Source organism: Campylobacter concisus (assembly GCF_002913225.1).
GTDB lineage: Bacteria > Campylobacterota > Campylobacteria > Campylobacterales > Campylobacteraceae > Campylobacter_A > Campylobacter_A concisus_J.
Genome location: NZ_PPAW01000015.1, coordinates 94,321 through 114,991, shown reverse-complemented (window position 1 = coordinate 114,991; position 20,671 = coordinate 94,321). Strand labels below are relative to the sequence as shown.

The 20,671-nt window shown below is 41.4% G+C and carries 24 protein-coding genes; 16 read left to right on the top strand and 8 right to left on the bottom strand.

The window, feature by feature from the left end:
• Positions 1-87 precede the first annotated feature (87 nt).
• The 16 genes from CYP26_RS03030 to glyS all read left to right on the top strand — a co-directional run bounded on the left by CYP26_RS03030 (position 88) and on the right by glyS (position 13,325).
• The gene (locus CYP26_RS03030) at positions 88-750 is read left to right on the top strand and encodes an AzlC family ABC transporter permease (RefSeq protein ID WP_103630320.1); all 663 of its coding nucleotides are present in this window, start codon (positions 88-90) and stop codon (positions 748-750) included.
• On the top strand, positions 747-1,082 hold the full coding sequence (locus tag CYP26_RS03025) for a branched-chain amino acid transporter permease (RefSeq protein WP_002942137.1): 336 nt from the start codon (positions 747-749) through the stop codon (positions 1,080-1,082). The genes CYP26_RS03030 and CYP26_RS03025 overlap by 4 nt, the downstream gene beginning before the upstream one ends.
• Before the next feature lie 115 nt (positions 1,083-1,197).
• Positions 1,198-2,214: a type II asparaginase gene (locus tag CYP26_RS03020; protein ID WP_430747075.1), complete on the top strand. Its 1,017-nt coding sequence runs from the start codon at positions 1,198-1,200 to the stop codon at positions 2,212-2,214.
• Positions 2,215-2,321: 107 nt separating this feature from the next.
• Positions 2,322-2,813 (top strand): DUF1877 family protein, encoded by a 492-nt coding sequence (locus CYP26_RS03015; protein ID WP_103630318.1) that lies wholly within the window; start codon positions 2,322-2,324, stop codon positions 2,811-2,813.
• 250 nt (positions 2,814-3,063) lie between these two features.
• On the top strand, positions 3,064-3,663 hold the full coding sequence (locus tag CYP26_RS03010; protein WP_103630317.1) for a LysE family translocator: 600 nt from the start codon (positions 3,064-3,066) through the stop codon (positions 3,661-3,663).
• 10 nt (positions 3,664-3,673) lie between these two features.
• Entirely contained in the window at positions 3,674-4,567 is an 894-nt protein-coding gene (locus CYP26_RS03005) for a DUF4299 family protein (protein WP_103630316.1), read from the top strand.
• A 150-nt stretch (positions 4,568-4,717) separates the two neighbouring features.
• Complete coding sequence (locus CYP26_RS03000) at positions 4,718-5,572, top strand: hypothetical protein (RefSeq protein WP_103630315.1); 855 nt, start codon at positions 4,718-4,720, stop codon at positions 5,570-5,572.
• 278 nt (positions 5,573-5,850) lie between these two features.
• The gene (locus CYP26_RS02995) at positions 5,851-6,336 is read left to right on the top strand and encodes a 3-isopropylmalate dehydratase small subunit (RefSeq protein ID WP_103630314.1); all 486 of its coding nucleotides are present in this window, start codon (positions 5,851-5,853) and stop codon (positions 6,334-6,336) included.
• Between the two features lie 9 nt (positions 6,337-6,345).
• The gene (leuB, locus tag CYP26_RS02990) at positions 6,346-7,413 is read left to right on the top strand and encodes a 3-isopropylmalate dehydrogenase (protein WP_009294095.1); all 1,068 of its coding nucleotides are present in this window, start codon (positions 6,346-6,348) and stop codon (positions 7,411-7,413) included.
• Positions 7,410-7,655, top strand: a complete 246-nt coding sequence (locus tag CYP26_RS02985) for a hypothetical protein (RefSeq protein WP_103630313.1) — start codon at positions 7,410-7,412, stop codon at positions 7,653-7,655. Before leuB ends, CYP26_RS02985 begins: the two co-directional genes overlap by 4 nt.
• Positions 7,637-8,059, top strand: coding sequence for a CiaD-like domain-containing protein (locus CYP26_RS02980; protein WP_258031384.1), 423 nt, complete (start codon positions 7,637-7,639; stop codon positions 8,057-8,059). Before CYP26_RS02985 ends, CYP26_RS02980 begins: the two co-directional genes overlap by 19 nt.
• On the top strand, positions 8,019-9,185 hold the full coding sequence (locus CYP26_RS02975) for a CCA tRNA nucleotidyltransferase (protein ID WP_103630311.1): 1,167 nt from the start codon (positions 8,019-8,021) through the stop codon (positions 9,183-9,185). The genes CYP26_RS02980 and CYP26_RS02975 overlap by 41 nt, the downstream gene beginning before the upstream one ends.
• Positions 9,186-9,283: 98 nt before the next feature.
• Positions 9,284-9,763: a tRNA (cytidine(34)-2'-O)-methyltransferase gene (locus CYP26_RS02970; protein ID WP_103630310.1), complete on the top strand. Its 480-nt coding sequence runs from the start codon at positions 9,284-9,286 to the stop codon at positions 9,761-9,763.
• Positions 9,760-11,154 (top strand): endonuclease/exonuclease/phosphatase family protein, encoded by a 1,395-nt coding sequence (locus CYP26_RS02965; RefSeq protein ID WP_103630309.1) that lies wholly within the window; start codon positions 9,760-9,762, stop codon positions 11,152-11,154. Before CYP26_RS02970 ends, CYP26_RS02965 begins: the two co-directional genes overlap by 4 nt.
• Before the next feature lie 3 nt (positions 11,155-11,157).
• The gene (locus tag CYP26_RS10235) at positions 11,158-11,310 is read left to right on the top strand and encodes a hypothetical protein (RefSeq protein WP_181000847.1); all 153 of its coding nucleotides are present in this window, start codon (positions 11,158-11,160) and stop codon (positions 11,308-11,310) included.
• On the top strand, positions 11,307-13,325 hold the full coding sequence (gene glyS / locus CYP26_RS02960) for a glycine--tRNA ligase subunit beta (RefSeq protein ID WP_103630308.1): 2,019 nt from the start codon (positions 11,307-11,309) through the stop codon (positions 13,323-13,325). Before CYP26_RS10235 ends, glyS begins: the two co-directional genes overlap by 4 nt.
• 41 nt (positions 13,326-13,366) lie before the next feature.
• On the opposite strand, the gene CYP26_RS02955 is transcribed toward glyS, so the two are convergent.
• The 8 genes from CYP26_RS02955 to alaS form a co-directional block, all read right to left on the bottom strand.
• A complete protein-coding gene (locus CYP26_RS02955; RefSeq protein ID WP_103630307.1) occupies positions 13,367-14,110 on the bottom strand; it encodes a phosphoethanolamine transferase in 744 nt (247 codons plus the stop codon).
• Positions 14,070-14,252, bottom strand: coding sequence for a hypothetical protein (locus tag CYP26_RS10170; protein ID WP_141090078.1), 183 nt, complete (start codon positions 14,250-14,252; stop codon positions 14,070-14,072). Before CYP26_RS10170 ends, CYP26_RS02955 begins: the two co-directional genes overlap by 41 nt.
• 84 nt (positions 14,253-14,336) lie before the next feature.
• The gene (locus CYP26_RS10665) at positions 14,337-14,480 is read right to left on the bottom strand and encodes a phosphoethanolamine transferase domain-containing protein (RefSeq protein WP_181000846.1); all 144 of its coding nucleotides are present in this window, start codon (positions 14,478-14,480) and stop codon (positions 14,337-14,339) included.
• A 284-nt stretch (positions 14,481-14,764) separates the two neighbouring features.
• Positions 14,765-15,079, bottom strand: a complete 315-nt coding sequence (locus CYP26_RS02945; RefSeq protein WP_103630305.1) for a helix-hairpin-helix domain-containing protein — start codon at positions 15,077-15,079, stop codon at positions 14,765-14,767.
• Between the two features lie 8 nt (positions 15,080-15,087).
• A complete protein-coding gene (locus CYP26_RS02940) occupies positions 15,088-17,016 on the bottom strand; it encodes a transglycosylase domain-containing protein (RefSeq protein WP_103630304.1) in 1,929 nt (642 codons plus the stop codon).
• Positions 17,013-17,555 (bottom strand): septum formation inhibitor Maf, encoded by a 543-nt coding sequence (gene maf, locus CYP26_RS02935; protein WP_103630303.1) that lies wholly within the window; start codon positions 17,553-17,555, stop codon positions 17,013-17,015. Before maf ends, CYP26_RS02940 begins: the two co-directional genes overlap by 4 nt.
• On the bottom strand, positions 17,555-18,052 hold the full coding sequence (locus CYP26_RS02930; protein ID WP_103573022.1) for a 3-isopropylmalate dehydratase: 498 nt from the start codon (positions 18,050-18,052) through the stop codon (positions 17,555-17,557). Before CYP26_RS02930 ends, maf begins: the two co-directional genes overlap by 1 nt.
• Positions 18,049-20,607, bottom strand: coding sequence for an alanine--tRNA ligase (gene alaS, locus CYP26_RS02925; protein WP_103630302.1), 2,559 nt, complete (start codon positions 20,605-20,607; stop codon positions 18,049-18,051). The genes CYP26_RS02930 and alaS overlap by 4 nt, the downstream gene beginning before the upstream one ends.
• Positions 20,608-20,671 lie beyond the last annotated feature (64 nt).

The following is a 20,671-nucleotide window of genomic DNA, read 5'->3' as shown; positions in this document are numbered from 1 at the left end:
CAGTTAAATTTATAAAAGCAAAAACGCCTCTTTAAATTTAAATTTTTAAATTTTTGCTAATATTTTGGCTTTTTATGAAGGTAAAATTTGACATTTAGCTACGTTTTTAAACTATCCATTCCTATCTTTATGGGTTTTTTCCCTCTTGGCATCGCCTTTGGCATTTTGGCTAAAAGCATGGGAGTGAGCGCATTTATCGCTGTGGCGCTTAGTATGCTTGGATATGGCGGAGCAGCGCAGTTTATGATGCTTTCACTCTTTAGCGTCGGCACGAGCTATGTTGAGGTCTTTATCGTGAGCTACCTTGTAAATTTGCGCCACACTTTTTATGGAATTTCACTTTTAAAAGAGTATAGCGGGATCAAATTTAGGCTTTTAAACATCGCTTTGCTAACGGATGAGACCTTTGCAATATTTAAAAATTTAGGGCTAAAAGATGCGAATGATCGAAGTTTTGTCTTTACTTGGCTAAATGTGCTTTCTTGGTCATACTGGGCGGCTGGGACGCTACTTGGAGCGATACTTGGTGACTTTATCAAGGCCGATACAAGGGGACTTGAGTTTAGTTTGACCTCGCTTTTTATAGTGGTCGTCATCGAGATGTTTAAAAATGATAAAAATTACCGCGTGCTCTTTGCGGCGGTCTTTTTTGGCGTGCTTGGAGTGAGCCTATTTCCAGCTAAATTTGTGCTTGTTGGCTCGATGGCGCTTTGTTTTATATTTTTGCTTTTGTTTAAGGATAAAATTTGATAAGTGTAAGCTCAAGCGAGATGGTGCTTTTTGTGGCGGTGCTTTTAAGCGCCTTGGCTACTTTTATAACGAGGGCGACGCCGTTTTATGCGTTAAGAAACTATAAGCCAAACCCTTATTTGGACGCCATTGAGAAGCACATGGGCATGATGATAATGGTCGTTTTGGTCTGCTACGGGCTAAAAGATACGAAATTTAGCGAGTTTCCATACGGCTTAAGCGAGATAGTGGCGGTTTTTACGGCTGTTTTGGTGCATTTGAAATTTAAAAACGCCCTTCTTAGCATAGTCGTTTCGACTGGAATTTATATGCTTTTGATAAGAATTTTTTAAATAAATATAAATTTTGAAAATTAATAAATTTTTTAAATAAAGGACGTTATAATGCTCTAGCAAATTTTAATGCAAAGGAGCTAAAATGCGTTTAATCTTTAAGGCGGTGTTACTCATGATTTTAGGTGCTACTTTAGCGGTTGCTAAGCCAACCATCTACATCCTAGCTACTGGTGGAACGATAGCAGGAAGCGGCTCAGGCTCGCTTGATTCAAGCTATACTTCTGGAACTGTTACGGTCGATAAACTAATCGCAGCCGTGCCAGATATCAACAAGATCGCTACCATAAAAGGCGAGCAAATTTCAAATATCGGCTCACAAGACATGAACAACGAAGTTTGGCTTAAGCTTGCAAATAGGATCAATGAACTTCTAAACAGCGGCAAAGCTGATGGTATCGTCGTTACTCACGGCACAGACACTATGGAGGAGACAGCTTACTTCTTAAATTTAGTCGTTAAAAGCGACAAACCAGTTGTGCTTGTAGGTGCGATGAGAAATAGTGGCTCACTAAGCGCAGACGGCCCACTAAATTTATTTAACGCTGTAAATGTAGCTATCAGCAAAGATAGCGTAGGCAATGGCGTTGTAGTCACTATGAATGACGAAATTCACGCGGCTCGTGAGGTGACAAAAACCAACACTACAGGCGTTGATACATTTAAATCACCAAACAGCGGCAAGATCGGCACAGTCTTTTATGGTAACGTAAAATACTATATGAATCCAATCAGAAAACACACAGCAAACTCAGCTTTTGACCTAACTGGCGTAAAAGAGCTTCCAAGAGTTGATATCATCTATTCTCACGCAAATGACAACCCTGACTTTGTAAATGTAGCTGTCAAAAACGGCGCAAAAGGCATCGTTAGCGCTGGTCTAGGCAACGGCAACCCTTACTTTAGCGTGTTAGAGGCTCTTGGTGAGGCTTCAAAAGCTGGCGTAGTGGTAGTTCGTGACTCACGTGTGGGAAGCGGCGAGACAACTATGAACGGCGAAGTTGATGACGCAAAATACGGCTTTTTAACAAGCGACAACCTAAACGCTCAAAAAGCTAGAGTGCTTTTGATGCTTGCGCTTACGCAAACAACTGATAAGGCTAAAATTCAAGAGTTTTTCTTAACTCACTAAGCGCAGCGTCTCGCGATATTTGCACTTATTTAATATTACGGCGGAACTATTAAATTTATAGTTCCGCCCTCTCTTTTTCAAATTCACATTAAATTTAAGGCTCTAAAATGGGTATCAGCGCGCACTACTATGCCTACTCGCAAGATGATATAGAGATGATAAAAAATGGCGGTGGCGGCGAACTTTTGGACGAATACGACATGGGTAATTTTTGGGACACGATGTGTAAGATGCTAACTGGCACAAATTTTCAGGAGAGGCTTAAGGCTGGCGATATTTTTAGCTCAAATGAGCCTTTTGGTTGGGCTATTTTTGGGCATAGTGCGCTAAACGAAGAGCTAAGCGAGATGATCTCTTATGCTAACGCTTCGGATGTAAAAGAGGTGGCTGAGACGTTGAAAAATGTTGATATCAACGCACTTTTAGCAAAGATAAATTTAAAAGAATTTGCTAGCTCAAAGACATATCCTGATATTTTTGGGGGCGAGAGCGAATTTGAAGATATAAAGGCGAGTTTAAAAGAGCATTTTGCTGGGCATTTAAATTTTTATCAAAAAGCCGCGAGTAATGGGCTTGGCGTGATAATAGTAATAGCCTAAATTTATAAATTTTTAGTGGGGCTATTTTGCTCTAAATTTAGCTAGCTTTGAAGGCAATTAAATTTATAGAGTGCCCTAAATTTGCCATCTAGGCTGTGAAATACACACAAAATCGCCCTTGTTTTTGCGCTAAATTTATTAAATTTATATGTCTAGCACCAAAAGCAGGCTAAATTTGCTAATAAAGCGCTCTTTTATCATAAATTTATAGATTTTGATTTAGCATTTCACTAAATTTTTAAGGCGCTTCATGAATTTCTTGCTCTTTTTTGTCACGATTTTTCCGATCTCGATGATGCCAGGTATCAACATGACTTATGCGATGAGCGTTGGCATGAGTCTTGGATACAAGCACTCATTTTTCGTGATGGCTGGGCAGCTTTTGGCGATCGCTTTTGTCTCATTTAGCTGTATGCTGGGCGTAGGAGCGGTGCTGCATCACTTTGAGTACGCATTTAAGGTGCTAAATATCATCGCAGGCCTTTATATGCTCTATCTTGGTGCGATGCTCTTTTTTGGCAAGGGCGAGCTTAGCATCACAAATGTCTCAAATTTGCCAAGCAAAAAGCAGATGTTTATAAATGGCTTCATCGTTAGCGCCTCAAACCCAAAGGCGTGGATATTTTTATCAGCCTTGCTGCCTACATTTTTAGACAAAGACGCCCCATTTAGCCTAGTTCGCATGTGCGTTATCACTGTAACGCTCGTTTTCATCGAGTTTTTATCGCTAAATATCTACTCACTTGGCGGAGCTATGCTAAAGAAATTTTTACAAACGCACCTAAGACTACTTGAAATTTGCACCGCCGTTATAGTTTGCACGATCGGCGTGCTTTTACTATTTAGATAAAGGAGAATTTATGAGTTTGACATTTAGTGTAAAAAATAAAAAGAAGCTACTTGGCGGATATGCAAAGGCGCTAAGCGAGCGTGAAATTTCAGCTCTTGTTGAGGGGCTTTTCTTTTTTAACAGCGAGCAAGAGGAGCCAAGCGCAAATGAGCTTGGCGCTGACGTGATGATAGCAGGCGTGTGGCAAAAGAGCGTTCGTGGCTTTGAGCTAAACTACGAAGATGGCTGCTATATCGTGCGTGTTTATACTCCAAGTGGCGTCGGCGACTGGCAGATCGCACTTGAGCTACTCTCAAAGCTCTCGGCTCAAACTGTCTCAAAAATAGAGTGCGACAACGAAAAAATTTATGATAGTGAGCAAATTTTAAAATTTGACTACGAGGCTGACATCATGTGGGGGCTTGAAGCGTTAAAAGATATAAAAGAGAAAAATCAAACGCTTTACATCTCTGGCGTGGAGCGAGACGTGGCGTTTGACGCAGTTATGGTAGATGAAATTTTTGCTAGTGCCAGCCCTGCGGCTAAATTTGATGAGATGATGAGACGGGTGCAGTATCTTGACGCATATAGCGCAAAAGAGCACCTCTATCAAGACAAAGACGGCAACGAAATTTTTGGCGCATATACTCTTAGTGAAAATTTACCGACCATCTTACCTTATGCTCCATCTCCGTCGTGGCAGGCGCAAGAGGCGCTTGGGGATCGCAAGGTCTCGCGCTGGGTGCTTACGCTAGTTGTAGGTGTGCACGATAACGACGCTCACGTGCTTGATGAGTGTGAATATGGAGCTTTCATGGCAAATTTACCAAAAGAAAAATACCGCTTCATCGACGCTGCAAACGTGCTTGTTGAGCCACTTAGTGAAGAGGAGATGAAAGAAATTTTGCAAAAGGCAAAGGCTTAAATTTATTAAACCCCAAAAAAATGTAAATTCACCTCAGACTTGCTTAAAATTTAAGCCAGTTTAAGCGCATTTTTAAGCTCATAAAAGCTAGAATTTTACTGACTATACCGCTTTTTGAGTATGATACGCATGGTTTAAAAAGGATAAAAAATGAAAATTTTAAAGGCTATTTTAGCGGCGGCATCGGCGGTTTGCTATCTAAACTCGGCCGTTTTACCAGAAAGCGACTGGAGCAAAAAGGATCTAAAAGGCGAGGTCAAAAGTATGACGGCTACGGAGTATGAATACTCTATAGACGGCTCCGGCGCGCTAGAAAATACTCGCGTAAAGCGGACGGAGTTTGACGAAAACGGCTATATAGTGCAAGAAACCGAGCACATAAACGGCGTGCCAAACAGCTCGGTTTTGTTTGAGTACGGCAAAGACGGGCTAATCCGCAAAAAATATCAAGATAGCGCCGTTTATCTCTACGAATACGAATTTGACGGCGAAAATTTAGTCGCGACGGCCAAAGAGCAGCACGTGGAGGATAGATTTTACCCGCGCACGGAGAAAACTACTTACGGCAAGGACGGCAAAATGATCGCTCGGGCTGTGTATTCGGGCAGGGAACTAGTGATAGACGATAGCTACGTCTACGACGAAAAGGGCGTTTTAACGCGGATAGAAGATAATATGGAGCCGCGGCACGGCATAGAGATAAGCTTCGAGCGCAAGCCAAACGGCGAATATGAAAAAATCACGCAAGCCCCGAACTCAAAATGGGTTTATTACTACGCCGCAAACGGCGACGAGATGGAGTATACGTCGGTAAATTACTTCGGCTCTGAGGCAAAAATCTGGCAAATCTTGCAGTTTAAAGACATAACGAGGGACGAACGGGGAAATTTGACGCATAAAACCTCAGTCAAATTTAAGCCCGCGGACAAATACTATGAAAACGGCGACATAAAAGAGATCGGTCTATACAAAAAGCTACAAATCAGCTACGAATACTACGAATAAAATAACCGCTCTTAAATTTACAATCCTGCTGGCGGAGGCTAGCTGGCTTGATAAAACTGAGCATCGACATTAACTGCTAAACTAGGCGGTGCATGTTTTTATTTTTACTTTTTAGCCATTTTGCCACTAAATTTAGTAAGACTTAAATTCTTAGCTCATACGCATCGCTTAAAAGACCTTAAATTTACCCACTCTAACCGATAGCTGCCGAGTTTTGATTATTTATTTAGCTTCTTTTGGTTAAAATCAGCCCAAATTTACAAAACTAAAGGTTAAAAATGAAAGAAGGCAAAGTTTGGAAATTTGGCGATAATATCGACACCGACATCATCATCGCTGCAAGATATTTAAACACTTCAGACGAAAAAGAGCTAGCAAAACACATCATGGAAGACGCTGATCCTAAATTTAGCTCAAAAATAGCAAAAGGCGACATCATCGTAGCTGGCGAAAATTTTGGCTGCGGTAGCTCAAGAGAGCACGCCCCACTAGCGCTAAAAGAGGCTGGCATAGCAGCTGTTGTGGCTAAGAGCTTTGCGAGGATTTTTTACAGAAATAGCTTTAACACAGGGCTTTTGATACTTGAGATAAAAGAGACTGATGAGATAAACGAGGGCGACACGCTAAAGATCGACGTAGATAACGGCGTCATCGTAAATGAAAGCACAAAAAAAGAGTATAAATTTAACGCTATCCCGCCATTTATGCAAGAGCTTTTAAACGCTGGCGGCCTTATCGAATACGCAAAAGCGAAGATGAACTAAGGAGCGGCGATGAAAAACTATAAAATTTGCGTTATAAAAGGCGATGGCATCGGCCCTGAGATCATCGACGAGGCGATAAAGGTTTTAGACGTCGTAAGTGCCGAGTTTGGTATCAAATTTGAGTATGACTACAAGCTTATGGGCGGCGCAGCCTACGACGTTTTTGGCGAGCCACTGCCAGATGAGACGCTAAGCTCGGCACTTAGTAGCGACGCTGTGCTTTTTGGAGCGATCGGTGGCGAGAAATGGGACAGCCTGCCAAGGCACCTAAGGCCAGAGAGTGGGCTTTTAAAGATCAGAAAAGAGCTAGAAGCTTATGCAAATTTACGCCCAGCTATCATCTTTGACGAGCTAGTGGATGCTAGCACGCTAAAGCCAGAGGTTTTAAAGGGCGTTGATTTTGTCGTGGTTCGTGAGCTAACTGGTGGGCTTTATTTTGGTCAGCCACGTGAAAAAGGCGAAGATAGAGCGTTTAACACGATGGTTTATACTAAATTTGAGATCGAGCGTATCGCAAAGATCGCCTTTGAGACGGCTATGCTTCGCAAGAAAAAGGTCTGCATGGTCGATAAAGCAAATGTGCTTGAGACAAGCCAGCTTTGGCGCGAGGTGACAAGCGAAGTGGCAAAGGGCTATCCTGAAGTAGAGCTTAGCTTTATGTATGTCGATAACGCAGCGATGCAGCTAGTAAGGGCGCCAGCAAATTTTGACGTCATACTTACTGAAAATTTATTTGGCGACATTTTAAGCGACGAAGCGAGCATGGTTTGTGGCTCGATAGGACTTTTACCAAGCGCTAGCATGGGTGGCAAAGTGGGAATTTATGAACCTATCCATGGCTCAGCACCAGACATCGCAGGGCAGGGCATAGCAAATCCGATCGCGACCATTTTAAGTGCAGCGATGATGCTAAGATACGCTTTTGGCGAGAGCGAAGCTGCAAATGCGATAGAAAATGCCGTAAAAACAGCTCTTGCAAAGGGATATAGAACAAAAGATATCGCCGCTTTTAACGCAGTTGAAATTTGCTCAACAAGCGAGATAGGCGACGTGATAGCAGGATTTATCAAAAAATGAAAAACACGATCACTGAAGCACTGATCTACGAGGCGCAGGGGCTAAAAGATGATGCGCTTGAAATTTACAAGAACATCTTAAAGCAAGACCCGTCAAACAAGGACGCCCTTAGCGCGATAAGCCGCCTGAGCGGACTTCGCAAGGAGCGCGTGATAAAAAACGAGCAGATGAAAGAGTTTTTTATCAGGATGAAAAGTGACGAAGAGATAAATGAATTTAAAAGGTGGTTGATAAGATTATGAAGCTTGATGATATCGCTAGGATGGCCATTAGTGAGGTTAGCGCCGAGCTTGAGAAGATAGAGGCACTGCAAAACAAAAAGCAAGAAGAGCTTGAAAGGGAGAATTTAAAAAAAGAGCTTTTGGCTATGGAGACTAGAGAGCAAGAGGCGGCTGAAGAACCAGAGCTTGAAATAAGCGCGCAAAGCGAGCCAGAGCCAAAGGTGGCGCAAATTTCGCCAAAGAGCAGGGAGATAAGCGAGGAGGAAATTTTCTTAGCAAATCTTGCTGAGCGCATCGAGGTGCTTTTTGAAGGGCTTAAGCAAACTAGCGAACAAGATCTTAGCCAAAGGCTCGAGCTAACGACTAAATTTTTAGAATTTACCCTTGCAAATATCGAAAATAGACTTCAAAATCTCTCAAAATAATAAATTTGAGGCAAAAACTGGGACAGAAATTTACAAAAATAGCGAGCTAGACTTTTTTAGATCGCTATTTGCTCCATTTAGCAAGCGTGTCTATCTAGTCGGAGGCTGCGTAAGAGACGCGCTTTTGGGACGAGAAATTTATGACTACGATATTGAAATTTATGACATAAAGCCAGCTAAATTTGACGAGCTGATGGCTAGCATAAAGGCTAGTGGTGTTGGCAAAAGCTACTTCATCTATAAATACAAAAACTATGATCTTGGCTTGCCTAGAAGCGAGAGTAAGACCGGAAATTCGCACAAAGACTTTGCTGTAAGCTATATAAATGACCCAAGCCTTGCTAGTCTTAGGCGTGATTTTACGATAAATGCCATGATGATGAATATCTTTGACGGCGAAATTTTAGACTTTCATGGCGGCAAAAAAGACCTTGCGAGCAAGACACTAAGGCACATCGATAGTGAGAAATTTAAAGAAGATCCGCTAAGGGTGCTGCGTGGCGTGCAGTTTAGCGCTAGGCTTGGTTTTAGCATAGCTGACGAGACGATAGAGCTTATGAAAACGCTTGATCTAGCGCATCTAAGCCATGATAGGATAAATACCGAACTCATTAAATTTTTTCGCTCAGAGCATCTTGAAAAAGGGGCTTTTTATCTTTTTAAGCTTTCGCTTTTTGAGCAAATTTTTGGCGTTCAAATTCGCAAGAATGATGAGTTTTTAGCTGAGCTAAAGAGCGCTAGGAAATTTGTAGATGACGAGAGGCTGTTTTTGTATATGCTTTTTGGTAAATTTGAGCTTGACGCAAAGGAAATTTTAGAGAAAATGCGCCTGCCAAAGAGCTACTTTTCTATCTTAAAAGAGCCCTATTTTAAAGAGATGCCAAGTGATAGAGAACTACTAGAAATTGCTCTAAATATGCCACTAAAATCATGGCTGGGAGCTTATAACAAAGAGCGCATAGGGCGTGCAAAAGAGCTTGGGGTCTATGAGGGTAAATTTGACGCAAAGGTCGATGTGAACGAGATCTTGGCGGCTGGCTTTAAAAATGAGATGATCGCCGCTGAGATAAAACGAAGGCAGTTGCTTGCTATCACAAAGCACCTTGAAACTCTTGCAAAACGCTAAATTTATAGATAAATAAAATTTAAATTTTAAAACTCTTAAAAGCCCATTTTGGCTAAAATGAGCCAGTTTATAACACTTTTTAAGGCAAAAATAAATTTATGTTTAACATAGTCCTAGTCCATCCTCAGATACCGCAAAACACCGGAGCTATTGGCAGAATGTGTGTAAATGCAAATTTAAAGCTGCACATCGTTAAGCCAACTGTCTTTGATCTGAGCGAAAAGGCGGTTAGACGGGCAGGGCTTGACTACTGGAAAATTTTAGATCCAAAAATTTGGGGGAGCCTAGATGAGTTTTTGGAGGCAAATTTAAGCCACAAAGAGCGATTTTTCTTTGCTACGACTAAGACAAATAGGCTTTACTACGACGCTAAATTTGAGCCAGGAGATTTTATATTTTTTGGCGGAGAGAGCACTGGACTGCCAAGAGAATTTATGGATATAAATTTTAAAAATGCCGTAACGATCCCGATGGGAAAAGAGGGCAGGAGCTTAAATTTAGCCATGAGTGCTGGCATCATCGCGTATGAGGCGATCAGACAAAACATCTCTAAATTTGACTTTAGGAGCGAGGTTTGAGAGCGCTTTTTGCATTAGTTTTTGCCGTTTTGATGGTGTTTGCAAGCGATATAAGCATCGCAACTTATAATGTGCAAAATTTATTTGACTGCAAGGATGATGGTAGCGAATATCCTGACTTTAAATCTAACACTTCAAAATGGGACTGCGAGGCGGCTAGTTCAAAACTAAAAAGAACAAAACAGGTCATAGACGCTATAAATACCGACATCATCGCACTTGAAGAGGTTGAAAACGAGCAGGTTTTAAGGGCTTTGGTTGATGGCAGTGAGTATAAATTTATAGCCTTTAGCAAGGCAAAAAACTCTCCAGTCGGACTAGCTCTTGTGTCAAAGATAAAGCCAAGTGGCAGTGAAATTTTTGAAGTGCCAAATGTAAAAACTAGAAACATTTTAAAGGTCGTTTTTGTGGTGGAGGGTAAGAAATTTAGCGTTTTTGTTAATCACTTTCCAGCTTATAAAAATGGCATAAATATGCAAAAAAAGGCCGAAAGGACGCTAAGAGCGGCTCTTATTGATGAACAAAACGCCATTGTTTTAGGTGATTTTAACTCACCTTATGGGCAAAAATCTATCTTAAACGATATCATTGCAACTCGTGGATTTTACGATCTTTATAGCTTTCTCGCCCCAAAAGATAGATACTCTCATGCAGTTCATGGCAAAAAGCGAGCCATTGATCACGTTTTGCTCTCGCCTAGCTTTATGGCAAATGGCGATCTAAGCTATGTTGATGGTAGTTTTGAGGTCTTTAAGCCAAGCTTTGTGGTCGATGAGCATGGCTTTGCAAAGAGCGATCTTTACTCAGATCACTTTGCGCTTAAATTTAAAATCTCAACCAAACCTAGCCCTGCTAAAAGTGGCAAGCTTGCGAATGAAAATTTGAAAAAAGAAGCTAAAAAAGTAGAGGATCAAAACTATAAAAAAGCTGACATTGACACGCTTTTTGAGCATCCTGAGGATGTGCCAGCGCTAGTTGAAAGAGCCGTTGTCATCTTAAAAGATAAACATGGCTTTATCATCTCGAAAAATCGCCGTGGAATTTACGTTTTTGATCCTAAAAATAGCGTCGGCGTCGGCGATGAGCTTGACATTTTGATTAGACGAGTGAAATTTTACAAAGAGGCGCTTGAAGTGAGCTCTTATGAGATCATAAATGAGCATGGCACAAAAGATGTGAGTGAAAATTTACTTGATAGCTCAAAACTAAGTGAGGCTAGAAGTGGCGACGTGATCGCTAAAATTTCAGGCAAGCTGGAGAGTGGCTACTTGCATACGCCACATGGCAAGATCAGAGTTTATAGTAAAAAGAGGCTAAAAGATGGCGAGTATAGCTTTGAGCGAGCGAGGGTAAAAATTTATAAAAACGAAAAAGAGATCGTTGTGGAGTAGATGGTGCAAATTTTAGATATTTTTATGATCGCAGTGTTTGTTTTGTTTGTGATATTTATGATAAGAGGCGTTATTTTGCAGGCGCAAGAGAAGGAGAAAGCAAGAGAGATGATAAGAGAAAAAAGAGAAAATTTTAATAAAAAGAGTGAGATATGAAAGAGTTGTTACTAGAGATCGGAGTCGAGGAGCTTCCAGCGATACCATTTTTAAGGGAGCTGCCAAACATCAATGCTAAATGGCAGGCTGTGCTTGAAAAATATAACATCAAAAGCGAGTTTAAATTTTACTACACGCCGCGCCGTTTGGTCTTTTTCCATGAGAAATTCCCGCAGGCTCAGCCAGATAGCGTGGCTAGTTTCGTTGGTGCGCCAAAGCAAGTAGCGCTAAAAGATGGGGCCTTTACAAAGGCCGCGCTTAGCTTTGCAAATAAATGTGGCATAAGCGAGAGCGAGCTTAAATTTAAAGAGATAGACGGCAAAGAGGTGCTTTACTACGAAAAAGAGGTGAAGGGCGAGCCGGTTGCTAAGATAATGGGCGACATGGTCGAGGAGTTTTTAAAGAGCCTTAGCTTTGGCAGGTCTATGCGCTGGGGCAATGGCGAGTTCGAGTTTATCCGCCCGATAAGATCGTTTTTGTGCTTGCTTGGTGATGAGGTCATTAAAATTAATAAATTTGGCGTAGAGAGCAGCAACTCTACCTATCCTCACAGAAGCATCAGCTACGACAAGATAAAAATTTCAAATATAAAAGAGTATTTTGAAGGCTCAAAGAGCCGTGGCGTCGTGCTTGAAGCGGACGAGAGAGAGAAAATAATCCTTGATGAGTTTGAAAAGATCAGCCAAAAAAGTGGGCTAAAGATCGAGATAGATAGAGACTTGCTAGCTGAAGTCGTGGCGATCACTGAGTATCCAACAGCGATTCTTGGCTCGTTTGAAGAGGAGTTTTTGGAGGTGCCAAGCGAGGTCATCATCACTTCTATGAAAGAAAATCAGCGCTATTTCCCAGTCTTTAAAGATGGCAAGCTCGCAAATGGCTTTGTGGTCGTTAGCAACGCTATTACAGATGACTACTCGCTCATCATCAAGGGCAACGAAAAGGTGCTAAGAGCAAGGCTAAGTGACGCGATGTTCTTTTGGCAAAGCGACCTTAAAGCCGAATTTGGTCCAGAAAAACTAAAAAATATAACCTATCTAAAAGAGATTGGAAGTATCTACGAAAAAGAGCTTAGAGAGTTAAAAGTGGCTAAAAAACTTGCTAGCAACTACGACGAGCTACTTAAAAAAGAGGCTGGCGAATATGAGGCGAAGCTAGAGCGAGCTGTGATGCTAAGCAAGGCTGACCTTACAACACAGATGGTTTATGAATTTACCGAGCTTCAAGGCGTCATGGGTGCTTACTACGCAAAGGCTAAAAATGAGGATGAAAATGTCGTTTTAGCTATAAAAGAGCAGTATCTGCCAGACGGCGAGGAGGCGCAGTGTCCAAGCAAGGTCTTTAGCTCGGTTGTAGCACTTTCAAATAAGCTTGATACGCTAATGGGACTTTTTAGCATCGGCAAAATCCCAAGTGGCACGAAAGATCCATACGCTCTAAGGCGCGCAGCAAATGGCGTAATAAAGATCGTTTTGGCGCACAATCTGAAATTTAACGTAAAAGAAATTTTAGAAGATATCGCAAAAGAGTATAAAAAATTTGATGTTGAAGTGCTTATAAATTTCATCCTTGATAGGCTCTATACCTTCTTTGACGCAAACGCTTCTATCGTAAAAGCGTGCATAAAAAGCGGAGAGAAAGATATCTTGGAGCTAACTAAGATGATAGATGCACTTGCTAAAATTTCAAGCGAGCCAAATTTTAGGGAGAATTTCTCGACATTTAAGCGCCTTGCAAATATCATAAAAGATGATAAATTTAGCAAGGTCGATGAGAGCCTCTTTGAGATAGATGCTGAAAAGGCCTTAAATGAGGCGTTTAAAGCGGTCGATAAGAGCCTAGCCTACGAGCCAAGGCTAAAAGCGCTATTTGCACTAAAGCCGCAGATAGATGAGTTTTTTGACAAAGTCATGATAAACGTTGAAAACGAGAAAGTGCGAAATAACCGCGTCGCGATCATCGGTCAAATTTATAGCGAGATATTAAAAGTAGCTGATATAAAAGAGATCAGCTTGTAAATTTGAGCCAGCTTCGGGCTTTGCCTAGGCTGGCTTTAAATTTACTCCCTAAAAATATCAAATTCTGGCTCATAAGCCTTAGTTTTCACTCCAAAATATCCAAGAACTGAGCTAAAGACAAAATCATGCGAAAGACTTTCGCCTTTTCTAGTTTTTAGCCTTTTTAAAAGCTCGCTATCGCTTGAAAAGATGATGGCTGGGATGTGTTTTTGCTCGTCTGGAGCGATGGAGTAAGGCAGTCCGTGTAAATATATACCATTTTCGCCCAGGCTCTCTCCATGATCTGAGAAAAAGAACATGGCAACTTCAAATTTATCTTTTTTTGCTTCAAGGGCGTTTATTAGCTCGCTTTGCAGATAGTCCTCGTATAAAATGGTGTTGTCATAGGTGTTTGCTATCTCATCTGGCGTGCATTTGTTTAGCTCGGCGGTGTCGCATGTTGGGGTAAATTCTTTAAATTTACTTGGATAGCCTTTGTAGTAGATATGGCCGTGTGAGCCTTGTAAATGCAGCACGATAAATGTAGTGGAATTTGCATCTTTTATGACCTTTTTTGCCTCATCAAATATCACTTCATCAAAACCTTCTGCTTTGTGCTCTGAAGTGTGGTTTTGATCAAGGTTGTCGCAAACCACCGCTCCTCTTTTTTCGCAGCCACCACTATTGTTGCCAAAAAAGTATGTTTTTATGCCAAGTTTATTGATGATATCAACTAAATTTTCACGAGCTTTAGCTTCGCGGTTGCTAAAATTTTCTCGCTTTATCGTTAGTAAGCGTTGCGTCATTTGCCACGTAGGTAAAAGGCAGCGGTTTTTGCGCCAAAGACTTTGCTAATCTTATACCAGAGTAGATAGGATAGTATGGGAGTAAAACGCTTATGGTTGAGGCGTTATGCTCTCTAAAAAATGATATAAAAATTTTAGACATGAGTGCCAAAGATTACGGCTGCACTTACCAAAATGCTAAAGGTTATTTTGCTCTTGATCTAAGTGCACTTTTAAAACTCCATAGCTAATCTCTATAAGCACTACATATATGCAAGGCATTTAATAGCATGCCTTTATCTATAATGACGCCATAAGCTTGCATAAAGTAAGTAGATATGCTGCTAATCATGATGAGAAAGATAGCAAGAGGTTTTAGCAAAAATGGCACAAGCAAAATACAAAAAACTCCAGCAAAGAGCAAAAGAAAAATATGCTAAGTAGAACAAAAAGCAGTATAGAAAAGACAAAGTGTCGCCCGATAAAAACCCTAAAAACATGCCCTTGAATAAAAATATATAGTTTATGAAAAACATATAAGCTACAAATAAAATTAAAAATTACAAAAAGCTTATATGTCTTATTTTGTCGATGTTTAGCATTTCTAGCCACATTCTTTCAGCGGCGTAATGATAGAGTTAAAATGCAAATGGCTAGAAATTTATAAGAGAAAAACTATTTTTTCTTTTTCTTACTTTTTAGCTTTTTGCTTTTTGACTTCTTTTTGGGGTCAGCTTTTTTGGTCTTTTGGCTATCTTTTACACTAAGCTTTTCTTTGACCTTTTGCATGTCGTTAAAGCCGATGCCTTGAACCTTCTCAAGCTCCTCGATGCTTGTAAATTTATGAGCTTTTCTATATTTTATAACATTTAGTGCTTGGCTTTTATTTAGCCCAAGGCTCATTAGTTCGCTCTTGCTAGCTGTGTTTAGATCAGCGCCGTATGCAAGGCTTGCAAGCACTAGACAAAGTAAAATTTTTAAATTTTTCATCTTATCTCCTAAAATAATAATCCATCGTTTTCTTGATCTTGAATGATGTCGTTTGTTGGCGTATTTTGCGGCAACGGTGAGTCGTTTGTGTAGTACTCGTCAGCACCGTTATAGTATCCTTTATAGACGCCATCAGGCTGCTCAAACGCACGTCTTAGGGTAGGGTAGAGCTTGATATAGCCCTCCATAAATTTCTTAAAGACAGGCGCCGCTGTCCTGCCGCCGCCCTCGACCTTTTTCATAGGGCTGTTATCGTCGTTTCCGTACCAGATGATGGCCTCTATATCAGGCGAGTAGCCGCAAAACCAAGCATCGATGTTGTTATTTGTCGTGCCAGTTTTACCAGCGATCTGCACGCCGTTTATCTTGGCGTTGCGTCCAGTGCCGTTATTTACGACGTTTTGAAGCAATGTTGTCATCAAAAATGCCTGCTCAGGTTTTAGCACCTGCTTCTTTTGAGGCTCATAGTCCATCGACGCGCCAAAGCTATTTTCTATGTGCTTAATGAGTGTAGGCTCGACCACTTCGCCATCGTTTGGAAACATCGAGTAAAATTTCGCAAAGTCAAGTGGTGAAATTCCAAAGCTACCAAGTGCGATTGATAAATTTTCAGGGATATCGTTAAAGCCCATATCCGTAAGCTGTTTGCGAACTGAGCTAAGACCAAGATCGTTTAATAAATTTATGGTTGCTAGGTTGCGAGACTGGGTTAAGGCTGATTTTATCGTGATGTAACCCTGAAAGCCGCCGCTATAGTTTTTTGGCGTCCATTCTTTGCCATTGCCCATATCAAATGTCCTAGCGATGTCAGCTACTTGAGAGACGACTGAGTAGCCGCTATCAAGGGCTATTTGATAGATAAATGGCTTAAAGCTTGATCCTGGCTGGCGCTTGCTTTGTGTGGCGCGGTTGTAGCTACTTTTTGCGTAGTCGATGCCGCCAATTAGAGCTAAAATTTGTCCGCTTTGTGGATGAGTGACGACGATAGCGCCATTTAGCATCTCTGGATTTGCCTTTTTATCTCTTTTTAAAATTTCATTGTAGCCATAGACTAGAGCGTCCTGAGCGATCTTTTGCACGTTTAGATCGACGGTGCTTTGTATCTTGTAGCCGCCAGTTTTTATATCGTCAAATTTCTTTGAAGCCTCTTTTATGATCTCATCAACCACGTAAGGGGCTTTGTTGCGTGTGAGCGTATCGTCAAAGACTGCTGGCTCTTCAAGCACGCCCTTGCGGTACTCGTCTTCGTTTATCCAGCCGATGCTATACATCCTTTCAAGCACCCTGTTTGCGCGGCTAAGCGAGAGGTCAAGGTGCTTTGTAGGGTCATAGGTGCTTGGCGCTTTTGGCATGCCAACTAGCATCGCTATCTCTTTTATGCTTAGCTCATTTAGCTCTTTTCTAAAGTATCCCTCCGCAGCTGTTTTGATGCCGTAGTAGCCGTGCCCGAAATATACGTGATTTAGGTATCTTTCGATGATGTCCTCTTTGCTAAGCTCGCTTTCAAGCTTCATAGCAAGCACAACCTCTTTTATCTTTCTTGTAAATTTCTTCTCGCGGCTTAGGGCTAGGTTTTTTATGAGCTGCTGAGTTAGCGTAGATGCGCCTTCTACTAGCTTTCTAGCTTTGATATCCTTTATCGCTGCTCTTGCCATGGCTTCTACGTTGATACCGCCATGCTCAAAGTAGCTCGTATCCTCGATAGCCACGAGCGCTTCGATGACACGTGGTGGGATGTCGTTATACTTTACGTAAATTCTGTTTTCTTCAAAGATATTTGCGATAAGCTCGTTGTTTCTATCAAAAATTTGTGTCGCAAGCTTTGGCTTGTAGTCGATGATGGTATAAGCGTCAAATCTCACCTGCGAATAAAAATATAAAAACGCTCCGCCAAGTGCGATGGCAACTACAAAGATAAATGCCAAGATATATTTCATAAAAATGCCTTTAATATTTTTAAATTTAGCCCCATTGCCGTGCTTGTCTCGCCGTGCTGGGAGATGATGTATTTTTTATTAAAATTTTCTATCGTCATGGCTCCGGCCTTGCCCTGCCACTCGCCACTTTCTAGGTAGCTTTTTAGATCTTGCTCGCTAAATTTAGCAAATTTATATGTAGTCTTGCTTACATTTGTAAGCTCAAATTCGCCTAAAAATATCATCGCCGTATAGACGCTACACTCATTGCCACTTTGTAAATTTAGCATAGCAAGTGCCTCGTTTTCATCCTTTGCCTTGCCTAAAATTTTATCCCTACAAGCCACGCAGCTATCTGCAAAGAGTAAATTTAAAAGCTTACCATTTGCCTTTAAAAACTGCTCTTTTTTAGTTTTTACGACGTTTTGGACGTAAATTTCTGGTTTTAGGCTCTTTGCTATCATGCTCTCATCAAAACTGCAAGAAATTTGTTTAAATTCTATCCCAGCATTTTTTAGTAAATTTGCCCTTGTTGGCGAGCTAGAAGCAAGAGTGATCATCAAAATCCCCTATAGCTCACGCCAAGATAGACAGCCGCGAGTGAAGCTAGTAAATTTAGAGGCGTGAAGTAGTAGATGATGACGATTAGGCTTTCGTTTAGCTCGATCATCTCGTGCGATCTTAGAGTTTTTAAAGCCTTTTTGTATCTATAAAAGATGTAGCTTAAATTTAAGAGTAAAAATAGCTCTATCGCCCATTTGGTCGCTATTATCGCACTTGCCATCGGATTTTGCATTTTGCCATCATCAAAGTAAAAGATTATTATCAGGCTAGTTAGCGCGATACCAAGAACTAGCGCAAAGATAGCTAGTCCAAAGCGTCTTATGATGTGAAGCAAGATGTGATAGCGCTCTTTATCTTCAAATTTATTTTTTATAAAATAGCTTCCAGCAAGCACCAAACCAGCTTGTAGCCCTATAAAAAGAGCTACGAAGCTAATGTGCAAGAAGATGATTAGTTGATCAAATTTAAAAAAAGCGATCTCTTGATGAATCATTTTTCTAAAGCTTGCCTTGCATATTCAAGTGAGCTTTTTATGGCATCTTCGATAGCTAGAGCATTTTTGCCGCCAGCTGTTGCAAAGTCGTCTTTGCCGCCGCCATTGCCGCCTAAAATTTGCGCTGCAAATTTAACCCAAGCGCCAGCTTTTAATGGAGCATTTTTCACGCCAGCTGCAAGAGAAATTTTACCCTCTTCATCTGTTTGGATCAGCAAAATAGCAGCCTTTTCATGCCCATTTTTAAACTCATCTATCAAAGTTTTTATGTCGCCACCATCGATGTGTGCCACACAAAGTTTAGTTTCATTTACATTTGTAAAGGCTAACTCCCCAGAGCTTTTAGCGTTTTTTAGCTTATCTTTTAAGCCCTTTATCTCGCCTTTTAGTTTCTTAACGGCATTTAGTGGCTCTGTGCTTTTTAGCTCATCTTTTAGCTCTTCAAGCTCAGCTCTAAACGACCTTGCTAAATTTAGCGCAGCCCTTGAACAAACAGCCTCTATACGCCTAACGCCAGCGCTTACGCCACTCTCTTTTGTGATGAAAAACGATCCGATCTCATCTATATTTTTCACGTGTGTGCCGCCGCAAAGCTCTTTGCTGACATCGCCAAAGCTCACAACTCTTACTTTGTCGGCATATTTTTCGTTAAATAGTGCGATCGCTCCGCTTTTTTTGGCCTCTTCAAGCTCCATGACCTGCGTTTTTGCATTTGCGCCGTTTAAGATCCACTCATTTACAAGGTTTTCGACCTTTGAAATTTCTTCGCTAGTAAGCGCCTTTGGATGAGAGAAGTCAAATCTTAGCCTATCTGCCTCGACATTTGAGCCAGCTTGAGCGATGTGTGTGCCAAGCACGCTTCTAAGGGCTGCGTGAAGCAAGTGCGTAGCGCTGTGATGTCGCGCAGTCTGGGCTCTATCACTACCCACTTCAAGCTCTACTTCGTCGCCAACTTTTAGCGCCGCGCTAGTTTTTACTAAAGATAAATTTAATCCATGAAATTTCTCAGTACCAAGCACATTTGCTTTGCCTACTATCTTGCCGCTATCGCCGCACTGACCGCCACTTTGAGCGTAAAATGGAGTGATATCAAACATCACCCAGCCCTCTTTGTCAGCGTCTAAGCTATCAACGTTTTTAAATTCTTCATCAAGCAAGGCTAAAATTTTACTTTTACTCTTAAGCTCTTCATAACCTACAAATTTATTCTCGCCAAATTTCTCAAGTAGCTCTTTAAAGTCGCCCTTCGCACTCTTGTCGCCACTGCCTTTCCAAGCAGCTTTTGCGCGTGCTTTTTGCTCGCTCATAAGCTCATCAAACCTTGCCTCATCGACTTTTAAGCCCTTTTCTCTAAGCATATCAGCCGTTAGATCAAGTGGGAAGCCAAATGTATCATAGAGCTTAAACGCAGCCTCTCCGCTAAAAATTTCTTTTGTATTTTTAAGCTCACTCTCAAATAGCTCCAAGCCACTAGCGATAGTCGCTAAAAATCTCTCTTCTTCAAGCTTGATCTGCTCTTTTACAGCCGCTTTTTTATCGTTTAGATAGGTGTAGTGTCCGCCCATAAGCTCGCAAACTTTATCGACAAGCTTATACATAAATGGCTCTTTTATGCCTAGCAAGTATCCATGGCGGATCGCACGGCGTAAGATACGGCGAAGCACGTAGCCACGGCCTTCTTTGTCAAATGTCGTGCCTTGAGCTAGCAAAAATGTGACTGAGCGGATGTGATCGCTTATGACGCGGTAGCTAGCGCCACTTTCATAGACGTATGGCTTGCCGCAAAGCTTTGCTACTTCGTTGATGAGCGGCATAAAAAGTGTGCTGTCGTAGTTGCTAAATTTGCCTTGCAAGATAGCAGTAACGCGCTCAAGCCCCATGCCAGTATCGATGCTTGGCTTTGGCAGTGGGCTTAGTTTGCCGTCCGCACTTCTTTCATACTGCATGAAAACGAGGTTCCAGATCTCTAAAAATCTATCGCCATCGCCACCCATGTAGTCTTCAGGTGTGTTAAAGTGTTCAGCGCCTTGATCGTAAAAAATTTCACTGCAAGGGCCGCATGGTCCAGTATCGCCCATTTGCCAGAAGTTATCATGGTCGCCAAAGCGGTAAATTCTCTCTTTTGCGATGTGAGTGCTCCAAATTTCAAACGCCTCATCGTCGCTTTCGTGAACGGTTACATAAAGCTTATCTTTTGGTAGTTTTAGCACCTCTGTGACAAATTCCCAAGCGTAAGAGATCGCCTCTTTTTTGAAGTATTCGCCAAAGCTAAAGTTGCCAAGCATCTCAAAAAATGTGTGGTGGCGCGCTGTGTAACCGACGTTATCAAGGTCATTGTGCTTACCGCCAGCTCTTATGCAGGTCTGACAGCTAGTGCGAATAGGTGGTGTTGGGCGTGGCACTTCGCCTGTGAAAATGCTCTTAAATGGTACCATGCCAGCATTTGTAAAAAGTAGTGTTGCATCGTTTGGCACGAGTGGTGCAGAAGCTACGACTTCGTGACCTTTTGATTTAAAAAAATCAAGATATGCCTTTCTTATATCTAAATTTTGCATTTTTATCCTCGTTAGTTTTAAAATTTTGCTTGATTTTAGCCAAAATTCGTTTGCGAAATTCTAA

Excerpts from the sequence above, each read along its gene's own strand:
- CYP26_RS03020 (WP_430747075.1), top strand. The coding sequence starts at position 1,198 with ATGATTTTAGGTGCTACTTTAGCGGTTGCTAAGCCAACCATCTACATC.
- CYP26_RS03015 (WP_103630318.1), top strand. The coding sequence starts at position 2,322 with ATGGGTATCAGCGCGCACTACTATGCCTACTCGCAAGATGATATAGAG.
- CYP26_RS03010 (WP_103630317.1), top strand. The coding sequence starts at position 3,064 with ATGAATTTCTTGCTCTTTTTTGTCACGATTTTTCCGATCTCGATGATG.
- CYP26_RS03005 (WP_103630316.1), top strand. The coding sequence starts at position 3,674 with ATGAGTTTGACATTTAGTGTAAAAAATAAAAAGAAGCTACTTGGCGGA.
- CYP26_RS03000 (WP_103630315.1), top strand. The coding sequence starts at position 4,718 with ATGAAAATTTTAAAGGCTATTTTAGCGGCGGCATCGGCGGTTTGCTAT.
- CYP26_RS02995 (WP_103630314.1), top strand. The coding sequence starts at position 5,851 with ATGAAAGAAGGCAAAGTTTGGAAATTTGGCGATAATATCGACACCGAC.
- leuB (WP_009294095.1), top strand. The coding sequence starts at position 6,346 with ATGAAAAACTATAAAATTTGCGTTATAAAAGGCGATGGCATCGGCCCT.
- CYP26_RS02985 (WP_103630313.1), top strand. The coding sequence starts at position 7,410 with ATGAAAAACACGATCACTGAAGCACTGATCTACGAGGCGCAGGGGCTA.
- CYP26_RS02970 (WP_103630310.1), top strand. The coding sequence starts at position 9,284 with ATGTTTAACATAGTCCTAGTCCATCCTCAGATACCGCAAAACACCGGA.
- glyS (WP_103630308.1), top strand. The coding sequence starts at position 11,307 with ATGAAAGAGTTGTTACTAGAGATCGGAGTCGAGGAGCTTCCAGCGATA.
- CYP26_RS02955 (WP_103630307.1), bottom strand. The coding sequence starts at position 14,110 with ATGACGCAACGCTTACTAACGATAAAGCGAGAAAATTTTAGCAACCGC.
- CYP26_RS10170 (WP_141090078.1), bottom strand. The coding sequence starts at position 14,252 with ATGTCTAAAATTTTTATATCATTTTTTAGAGAGCATAACGCCTCAACC.
- CYP26_RS02945 (WP_103630305.1), bottom strand. The coding sequence starts at position 15,079 with ATGAAAAATTTAAAAATTTTACTTTGTCTAGTGCTTGCAAGCCTTGCA.
- CYP26_RS02940 (WP_103630304.1), bottom strand. The coding sequence starts at position 17,016 with ATGAAATATATCTTGGCATTTATCTTTGTAGTTGCCATCGCACTTGGC.
- maf (WP_103630303.1), bottom strand. The coding sequence starts at position 17,555 with ATGATCACTCTTGCTTCTAGCTCGCCAACAAGGGCAAATTTACTAAAA.
- CYP26_RS02930 (WP_103573022.1), bottom strand. The coding sequence starts at position 18,052 with ATGATTCATCAAGAGATCGCTTTTTTTAAATTTGATCAACTAATCATC.
- alaS (WP_103630302.1), bottom strand. The coding sequence starts at position 20,607 with ATGCAAAATTTAGATATAAGAAAGGCATATCTTGATTTTTTTAAATCA.